The following is a 7,487-nucleotide window of genomic DNA, read 5'->3' as shown; positions in this document are numbered from 1 at the left end:
TTCACCTGCATCGCCAAATCAAACGAATGTAGCCGTGCCTGATGATCGAAAATCTGGCCGTTAACCATAATCTCATCGGCCTGGGTTTCACGCAAAATAGCGTCGAGACCGTGCCGCACTTTCGCCTTATCACCGACCAGCGACATGCTCAGCGCCTGTTGTACGCCGTATTGCTCAGAAGCGGACCACAGCTGATGCATATTCTCTACCGGCGGCGGTAGCTGGCTCGTTTCGCCACGACGCAGTTTCACAAACGCCTGCTGTATCGAGGTGAAAAGAAACTCGGCATCGCGATTGCTGTCAGCGGCAATGATGTTGATGCACACCATCGCATACGGCTTTGCCAGCCGCGCTGAGGGTTTGAACTGGGTGCGATACAGATGCAGCGCCTGATGCAGCATATCCGGAGCAAAATGCGAGGCGAAGGCAAACGGCAGGCCGAGCTGGGCCGCCAGCTGTGCGCTGTACAGGCTGGAGCCTAATAACCAGACCGGGATCTGTTCGCCGTAGCCGGGAACCGGGCGTACATGGGGATTAGGATCGTGGGCGTCGAACCAGTCCACCAGTTCAGCGACGTCGCGTGGGAAGTTATCTATATCACCGCTCATATGGCGGCGCAGCGCACGCATCGTTGGCTGATCGCTCCCCGGCGCGCGGCCAAGCCCAAGATCGATGCGTCCCGGATACAGCGTATTCAGGGTACCGAACTGTTCGGCGATCACCAGCGGCGAATGGTTGGGCAGCATAACGCCACCGGAACCGAGATGCAGCGTGGTGGTATTGGCAGCCAGATAGCCAATCAGCACTGAAGTTGCCGCGCTGGCGATACCGACCATGTTGTGATGTTCTGCCAGCCAGTAGCGGTGGTAGCCGCGCTTTTCGGCCAGTCGGGCGAGATCAAGCGAGTGCGTGAAGGCCTCTTTTGCCGAAGACCCTTCAGGGATTGGCGCCAGATCCAGCACCGAGAACGGAATAGTTTTGTCAGTCATAACGGCTCACTTTGTTACCGGTTAATCTTTTAATACTGCATTAAAATTTGATTACCGTTGTTAACAAAGTGAGCTTTTTTACGCCTGCAGCTCCAGACCAGCCAGCCGCTTCCAGTAGCCGTTGCAGTCACTGTGGGCGGCAAGCGGTAATGGAGCACTGCCATTTTCATTGGCGCGGAACGCATCAAGCATGGCGAATGTTTCGCTGCCCGAGGGGGACAGGCGCACAATATCAACCAGACCCTGCATCGATGTCAGCTCGTTGCCGAGGTTGTAAACGTAGCCGCTCATGGTCTGGATCCCGTTGAGCACAAAGACCTGCTGATTCTCCTGAGACAGCACATCGCGTCCGTTGGGGTATTTGATGCAGCAGGTTTCACATTCGTCTTTTGGACGATCTTCAGAGCGTGCGGTAAAGCATCGGGCGGAGTATGCCAGCGGCAGATGCCCATAGCTCAGTACCTCGACTTCAAACTGATTGCGAATACCCAGCTCATCACACTGGTTGAGCAGGTTTACCAGCCAGTCGCGGGATAACTCTACCGGCATACACCAGCGCGTCATGCCCTGCTTGAGCAGTAAACGCAGGGTTACCGCGTTGTAGCAGTTGAGCGCATGCCCGGCGACAAACGGCAGCTTACGCTCGGCGCACATGTTTACCACCCCAAGATCGCTGGCTTCCAGCAGGAAGTCGCCGTTTTCAACATAGCGCTTCAGTTCTCCCAGCTCAGAAGAGGCCTGCACCAGCGCCAGCGTCGACAGCACCACCTGTTTACCGCTGCCCGCGAGTGATTTCGCCATATCCAGCCAGTCGCTTACTTTGGTGGCACGGCGTTTACTGCATACCGCTTCGCCAAGATAGATAATGTCGGCCTGGCTTACGGCGGCCTGCTGATAAAAATCTTCCAGCGTTTCTTTCGGCCAGTACCATAGCACCGGCCCTAAGGAATATTTCATTGCTTCTCTCACTGCCATTTACGGTGATACGCGCCAAGCGTGGTCTGTGTGCCTTCGGACATTGAACCGAGCGTTTCCATCCACGCGTCCTGCGGGGCGTAGTTTTGTGGGTCGGCCATACAGCGGTCGATCGCCTGGCGCCACACTTTCGCCACCTGGCTGACATAGGCCGGGCTGCGCTGACGTCCCTCGATTTTGACGGAAGCAATATTGGCGGCCAGTAAGTCGGGCAGCAGTTCCAGCGTGTTCAGACTGGTAGGCTCTTCCAGTGCATGATAGCGTTCGCCATCAACCAGATAGCGGCCTTTGCATAACGTCGGATAACCGGCGTTTTCTCCATCCTGATAGCGATCGATCAGAACTTCGTTTAGGCGGGATTCCAGCCCTTGTTGGGTCTGCTGCCAGCGAACAAAACGAGCAGGGGAGCAGGCACCCACGGTGTTTGGCGATTCGCCTGTCAGATAAGAAGATAAGTAGCAACGACCTTCTGCCATAATGCACAGGCTGCCAAAGGCGAACACTTCCAGGGGAACTGGCGTGACGCGAGCAAGCTGCTTCACCTGATGAATAGACAGCACGCGCGGCAGCACCACGCGGGCAACGTCAAAGTTGCGATGGTAGAAATTAATTGCCTCTTCATTGGTTGCAGATGCCTGAACGGAGACATGGCGCTCAATATGCGGGTAGCGCTCTGCGGCATACTCAAGCATGGCGAGGTCGGCGAGGATCAGCGCATCTGCACCCAGTTGCGCTGCCATATCAACGGCACGCTGCCAGCGCGCGTAACCATCCGGGTGCGCAAAGGTGTTAATCGCAATGTGCAGCTTACGGCGGTGCTGATGAACGAAACTCACCGCTTCCTGCAATTTTTTCTCGGTAAAATTAAGGCCGGCGAAATGACGGGCGTTGGTATCATCTTTCAGCCCGATGTAGACAGCATCAGCGCCGTTCTCGATGGCCGCCTTAAGCGCCGGGAGGTTTCCGGCAGGGCAGAGCAGCTCCATAATTTATCCTGAACGTTGCGCCATGTAGGGCGCAGAAATGTTAACGAAGAGGGATTTTAGTTAACCTTGCTGAGACAATTTTTGATTTGAGGCAGTTAAAGTCGTATTGGTGACACCAATAAAGAGGTAACAATTTCGTAGCGAATTGTTGATTTATGCCGCTATGTCGTTTATTTGATATGGCAAAATAGCAGGACTATTGAAACAGGGAGTAAAGCTCGTGTTGGATAAACTGCGTTCACGCTTAGTACATTTAGGTCCTTCTCTGATCAGTGTACCGGTTAAACTGACGCCCTTTGCGCTGAAGCGCCAGGTTCTGGAACAGGTCCTGAGCTGGCAGTTTAGTCAGGCGCTGGCCGATGGGGAGCTGGAGTTTCTCGACGGTCGCTGGCTGAGCATTCATGTGCGTGACATTGACCTCAAATGGTATACCTCTGTTGAGAACGATAAACTTATCGTCAGCCAGAATGCAGATGCGGATGTGAGTTTTAGCGCAGATGCCAGCGATCTCCTGATGATCGTGGCCCGCAAGCAGGATCCGGATACGCTTTTCTTCCAGCGTCGCCTGGTGATTGAAGGTGATACAGAATTAGGGCTATACGTAAAAAATCTGATGGATGCCATCGAACTGGAGCAGATGCCTAAAGCGTTGCGCGTCATGCTGATGCAGTTGGCGGATTTTGTTGAGGCGGGTATGAAAACGTCGCCAGAAACCAAACAGACCTCGGTAGGTGAGCCATGCTGATTCGAGTTGAGATTCCCATTGATGCCCCTGGTATTGATGCATTACTGCGCCGTTCATTTGAGAGCGATGCGGAAGCAAAATTAGTCCACGACCTGCGTGAAGATGGTTTCTTAACGCTGGGTTTGGTTGCTACCGATGATGAAGGTCAGGTAGTGGGTTACGTCGCGTTCAGCCCTGTCGATGTGCAGGGTGAAGATCTGCAATGGGTCGGCATGGCGCCGCTCGCGGTGGATGAAAACTACCGGGGACAGGGCCTGGCGCGTCAACTGGTCTATGAAGGACTCGATTCCCTGAACGAGTTTGGCTACGCCGCGGTGGTTACGCTGGGCGATCCGGCACTGTACAGCCGCTTTGGCTTCGAACTGGCGGCCCATCACGACCTGCGTTGCCGCTGGCCGGGTACAGAAAGTGCCTTCCAGGTGCATCGCCTGGCAGAAGATGCGCTGGAGGGCGTCTCTGGCCTGGTGGAATATCACGACCATTTCAACCGCTTTTAAGTGTCGGGGGTTTGCAGGCTCCTCAGTAGAGTCTCAAACCCTTCGCCTTCCACAAGACGCTCTTTCTGGCGTTTTGTAAGCTGCTTGACCCGATACTCTATGCGCAGGGCCAGCGAACGGTCGCCAACTTGCGCCGCAAATGCCAACGTGAGTTCCCCCTTTCCACGTAGCGCCTTCGCGCCTTTCCCACTTTGATGCTGCTTATAGCGGCGCTGCACATCGGTGGTTATTCCGGTGTATAAGGCGTTGTCAGCGGTACGGATCAGGTACAGATACCAGGGTGTCATTGTCACCATCGACGTGATAATTTTCAGGCCTACAGTATAAAAGAGAACAGAAATGGAAACACTGACTGCGGTGTCTCGCTGGCTGGCAAAACAGCACGTCGTGACCTGGTGCGTACACCATGAAGGTGAATTGTGGTGCGCCAATGCGTTTTACCTGTTTGATGCGCAGAAGATGGCATTCTATGTGCTGACCGAAGATAAAACGCGCCATGCGCAGATGTCGGGACCGTGTGCACCGATTGCCGGCACGGTAAATGGTCAGCCCAAAACGGTCGCCCTGATTCGTGGCGTGCAGTTTAAGGGGGAAATTCGCCGTCTTGAAGGGCAGGAGAGTGAAACCGCGCGTAACGCCTACAACCGCCGTTTCCCCGTCGCCAGAATGTTGCCAGCGCCCGTGTGGGAGATTCGACTGGATGAAGTCAAATTCACTGACAACACGCTGGGCTTCGGTAAAAAGATGCACTGGCTACGTGATCTATAGTTAAAAGAGTGATTGAAGCGTCAGGGGAAAATAAACGATGAGCCAGGTGTTAATAACCGGTGCAACGGGTCTGGTGGGTGGACATTTATTGCGGATGCTACTGAATGAACCCCGGATCAATGCCATTACGGCGCCGACGCGTCGACCGCTGGCTGATACGGTTGGCATCTATAATCCCCACGATCCGCAGCTAACCGATGCTCTGGCGCAGGTTACCGATCCGGTCGATATTGTCTTTTGTTGCCTGGGAACGACCCGACGTGAAGCGGGCAGCAAAGAAGCATTTATCCACGCTGACTATACGCTGGTAGTGGATACAGCTCTGACGGGGCGTCGGCTGGGGGCCCAGCATATGCTGGTGGTGAGTTCGATGGGCGCTAATGCCAATTCACCGTTTTTTTATAACCGGGTGAAAGGGGAAATGGAGCAGGCGCTGATCGCGCAGAAATGGCCCTGGCTGACGATTGCCCGGCCTTCTATGCTACTGGGTGATCGGGATAAACAGCGGGCGAATGAAATGTTTTTAGCGCCATTATTTCGGTTGCTGCCGGGTAACTGGAAGTCGATTGAAGCGCGCGATGTTGCGCGGGCAATGTTGGCAGAAGCGCTGGCGCCTGGGCATGAAGGGGTTTCGATCCTGACCTCTTCCGAGTTACGCGAAAGGGCTAAATAAAATGCCGGATGGYGCTGACGCTTATCCGRCCTACAAACGATAACGTCCTGTAGGCCGGATAAGACGCCCATGCGTCGCTATCCGGCATCAGTATTATTTAATAAACGTAAAGGCCGTCGTGACGCGTTTCACGCCGCTTACCCGGCTGGCGATGTCTGCCGCCGCCTTCGCTTCGCGTTCGGTCACCAGACCTAACAGGAACACTTCTCCATTCTCGGTGGTGACTTTCACGTTAGAGGATTTCACCTGATCGCTGGTCAGTAGCTGGGAACGTACTTTGGTGGTTATCCAGGTATCGTTGGATGCATCGCCCAGACCGATTGGCTGGCCCTGACGGATCTCATTAAAGACCTCAGTCGTACCTTCTACGCCCATCGCAATCTGTTTTGCCCGCGCAGACAGTTCGCTATTAGGTGACTGGCCGACCAGCAGCACTTTACCCTGATATGCGCTCACGTTGATGCGCGCTTCTTTCTTGATCTGGGCATCTTTCGACAACGCCGTATTGACGCGTAATTCCAGGGTCCCATCATCTACCTGGGTGCCGACACTGCGAGGATCCGTTGCTGCTTTCGTCCCGACAGCTGCTGTTCCGACAACGGCGGCAGCTACACAGCCTTGCAACAGCAATGCTGAGAGAACGACGGCGAGCGGCGAAAATGCCTTCATGTGTACTCCTTAATCATCCTGGTGAGGGAAAAGCGTGTTATCAATGAGATCGCAAAGGCAATTGACCGTCAGCATATGCATTTCCTGAATGCGGGCGCTGTGGTGTGACGGGATGCGGATTTCAACATCCTGTGGCCCCAACAACCCGGCCAGCTCCCCTCCGTCATAACCGGTCAACGCAACGATTGTCATGTCGCGTGTCACGGCGGCTTCAACGGCTTTTACGATATCGCGGCTATTACCACGCGTAGAAATTGCCAATAGAACATCACCTGCATGTCCCAGCGCACGGACTTGTTTTGCATAAACTTCGTCGTGCAGGCGATCGTTGGCAATCGCAGTTAAGACCACATTATCAGTGTTTAGTGCAATCGCAGGTAAACTTGGGCGTTCTGTTTCAAAACGGTTGATCATGCTGGCAGCAAAATGCTGTGCGTTGGCAGCGGACGTCCCATTACCACAACAGAGAATTTTGTTGCCATTGAGCAGGGACTGAACCAGCGTCATGGCGGCACGGGAGATCGCATCCGGGAGTGCTTCAGCCGCAGCTATCTGAGTTTGAATGCTTTCTGTAAAGCAGACTTTAATTCTATCTAACACGCTAATCCTTAAGAACCAGGCTCTGAATCTTCAACTATGAGCGGTCGTTGAACGCGTCCTTAAACCACTCAACATCATTTCCGGTGAAGGCTAACACATCGAACCGGCAATCCACAGTATCAAAACTCCCATTGTGGCGCGCAAGCCACAAGCGGGCGGTCTGTAATAATTTGTGTTGTTTGCTCCGGGTCACACTCGCCGCTGCGCCGCCAAACTGGGCCGAGCGCCGATAGCGAACCTCAACAAAGACGGTGGTGTTGCCTTCACGCATTATCAGGTCGATTTCGCCGCCACGCTCACGCACGTTAGCGGCGATAAAATGCAGTCCCTTGCTTTGCAGCCAGTCACGCGCGGTGGATTCCCATGCGTCACCGGTCTGTTTACTCGTTAACTGGCGGGGACGACTTGTCCTTGCTGGTATTTGAGCCATGATAACTTCCTGTTAATCACACAATCCGGCGTTGCGGTTAAGGCCCCGGTGTTGCCGTTAATTTCGAAACCCTGTACCTGACGCATTTGCGAGAAGTGGTTGGCAAGTGACCAGGCATCGACGCCCATCGCATACATACGTGCCAGTGAGTAATC

General features: G+C 54.3%; 12 protein-coding genes. 4 read left to right on the top strand and 8 right to left on the bottom strand.

Features of this window, described 5'->3' with window-relative positions; genetic code table 11:
* The 3 genes from JTI85_RS19460 to JTI85_RS19450 all read right to left on the bottom strand — a co-directional run.
* The coding region (locus JTI85_RS19460; RefSeq protein ID WP_219351927.1) for a luciferase-like monooxygenase at positions 1–989 on the bottom strand (989 nt) is incomplete at its 3' end.
* A gap of 78 nt (positions 990–1,067) precedes the next feature.
* Positions 1,068–1,964, bottom strand: coding sequence for a U32 family peptidase (locus JTI85_RS19455; protein WP_048218708.1), 897 nt, complete (start codon positions 1,962–1,964; stop codon positions 1,068–1,070).
* On the bottom strand, positions 1,955–2,950 hold the full coding sequence (locus JTI85_RS19450; RefSeq protein ID WP_219351926.1) for a peptidase U32 family protein: 996 nt from the start codon (positions 2,948–2,950) through the stop codon (positions 1,955–1,957). Before JTI85_RS19450 ends, JTI85_RS19455 begins: the two co-directional genes overlap by 10 nt.
* 220 nt (positions 2,951–3,170) lie before the next feature.
* Here JTI85_RS19450 and JTI85_RS19445 point away from each other — a divergent pair, with 220 nt between their 5' ends.
* The gene (locus tag JTI85_RS19445) at positions 3,171–3,695 is read left to right on the top strand and encodes an SCP2 domain-containing protein (RefSeq protein ID WP_219351925.1); all 525 of its coding nucleotides are present in this window, start codon (positions 3,171–3,173) and stop codon (positions 3,693–3,695) included.
* A complete protein-coding gene (locus JTI85_RS19440; RefSeq protein WP_048213385.1) occupies positions 3,689–4,192 on the top strand; it encodes a GNAT family N-acetyltransferase in 504 nt (167 codons plus the stop codon). The genes JTI85_RS19445 and JTI85_RS19440 overlap by 7 nt, the downstream gene beginning before the upstream one ends.
* Here the strand turns inward: JTI85_RS19440 and JTI85_RS19435 are convergent.
* A complete protein-coding gene (locus tag JTI85_RS19435) occupies positions 4,189–4,479 on the bottom strand; it encodes a GIY-YIG nuclease family protein (RefSeq protein ID WP_115602378.1) in 291 nt (96 codons plus the stop codon). The genes JTI85_RS19440 and JTI85_RS19435 overlap by 4 nt on opposite strands.
* A gap of 52 nt (positions 4,480–4,531) precedes the next feature.
* Here JTI85_RS19435 and JTI85_RS19430 point away from each other — a divergent pair, with 52 nt between their 5' ends.
* Complete coding sequence (locus JTI85_RS19430) at positions 4,532–4,960, top strand: YhbP family protein (protein WP_219351924.1); 429 nt, start codon at positions 4,532–4,534, stop codon at positions 4,958–4,960.
* Positions 4,961–4,997: 37 nt separating this feature from the next.
* On the top strand, positions 4,998–5,633 hold the full coding sequence (locus JTI85_RS19425) for an NAD(P)H-binding protein (RefSeq protein ID WP_137364782.1): 636 nt from the start codon (positions 4,998–5,000) through the stop codon (positions 5,631–5,633).
* A gap of 93 nt (positions 5,634–5,726) precedes the next feature.
* Here the strand turns inward: JTI85_RS19425 and dolP are convergent, their stop codons facing one another.
* From dolP to JTI85_RS21620, 4 genes are all read right to left on the bottom strand, one after another.
* Entirely contained in the window at positions 5,727–6,302 is a 576-nt protein-coding gene (gene dolP / locus JTI85_RS19420; protein WP_048213381.1) for a division/outer membrane stress-associated lipid-binding lipoprotein, read from the bottom strand.
* A 9-nt stretch (positions 6,303–6,311) separates the two neighbouring features.
* Complete coding sequence (gene diaA / locus JTI85_RS19415) at positions 6,312–6,902, bottom strand: DnaA initiator-associating protein DiaA (RefSeq protein WP_048213380.1); 591 nt, start codon at positions 6,900–6,902, stop codon at positions 6,312–6,314.
* Positions 6,903–6,936: 34 nt separating this feature from the next.
* Complete coding sequence (locus JTI85_RS19410) at positions 6,937–7,332, bottom strand: YraN family protein (protein ID WP_016157561.1); 396 nt, start codon at positions 7,330–7,332, stop codon at positions 6,937–6,939.
* A partial coding sequence (locus tag JTI85_RS21620; protein ID WP_255574895.1) for a penicillin-binding protein activator occupies positions 7,290–7,487 on the bottom strand: 198 nt, incomplete at its 5' end. The genes JTI85_RS21620 and JTI85_RS19410, both read right to left, overlap by 43 nt.

Origin of the sequence: Citrobacter sp. Colony219, assembly GCF_019382635.1 — a bacterium.
GTDB lineage: Bacteria > Pseudomonadota > Gammaproteobacteria > Enterobacterales > Enterobacteriaceae > Citrobacter > Citrobacter youngae.
Note: the sequence above shows the minus strand (reverse complement) of the source record. Positions and strands in the feature narration are given on the sequence as shown.

Excerpts from the sequence above, each read along its gene's own strand:
- JTI85_RS19455 (WP_048218708.1), bottom strand. The coding sequence starts at position 1,964 with ATGGCAGTGAGAGAAGCAATGAAATATTCCTTAGGGCCGGTGCTATGG.
- JTI85_RS19450 (WP_219351926.1), bottom strand. The coding sequence starts at position 2,950 with ATGGAGCTGCTCTGCCCTGCCGGAAACCTCCCGGCGCTTAAGGCGGCC.
- JTI85_RS19440 (WP_048213385.1), top strand. The coding sequence starts at position 3,689 with ATGCTGATTCGAGTTGAGATTCCCATTGATGCCCCTGGTATTGATGCA.
- JTI85_RS19435 (WP_115602378.1), bottom strand. The coding sequence starts at position 4,479 with ATGACACCCTGGTATCTGTACCTGATCCGTACCGCTGACAACGCCTTA.
- JTI85_RS19430 (WP_219351924.1), top strand. The coding sequence starts at position 4,532 with ATGGAAACACTGACTGCGGTGTCTCGCTGGCTGGCAAAACAGCACGTC.
- JTI85_RS19425 (WP_137364782.1), top strand. The coding sequence starts at position 4,998 with ATGAGCCAGGTGTTAATAACCGGTGCAACGGGTCTGGTGGGTGGACAT.
- dolP (WP_048213381.1), bottom strand. The coding sequence starts at position 6,302 with ATGAAGGCATTTTCGCCGCTCGCCGTCGTTCTCTCAGCATTGCTGTTG.
- JTI85_RS19410 (WP_016157561.1), bottom strand. The coding sequence starts at position 7,332 with ATGGCTCAAATACCAGCAAGGACAAGTCGTCCCCGCCAGTTAACGAGT.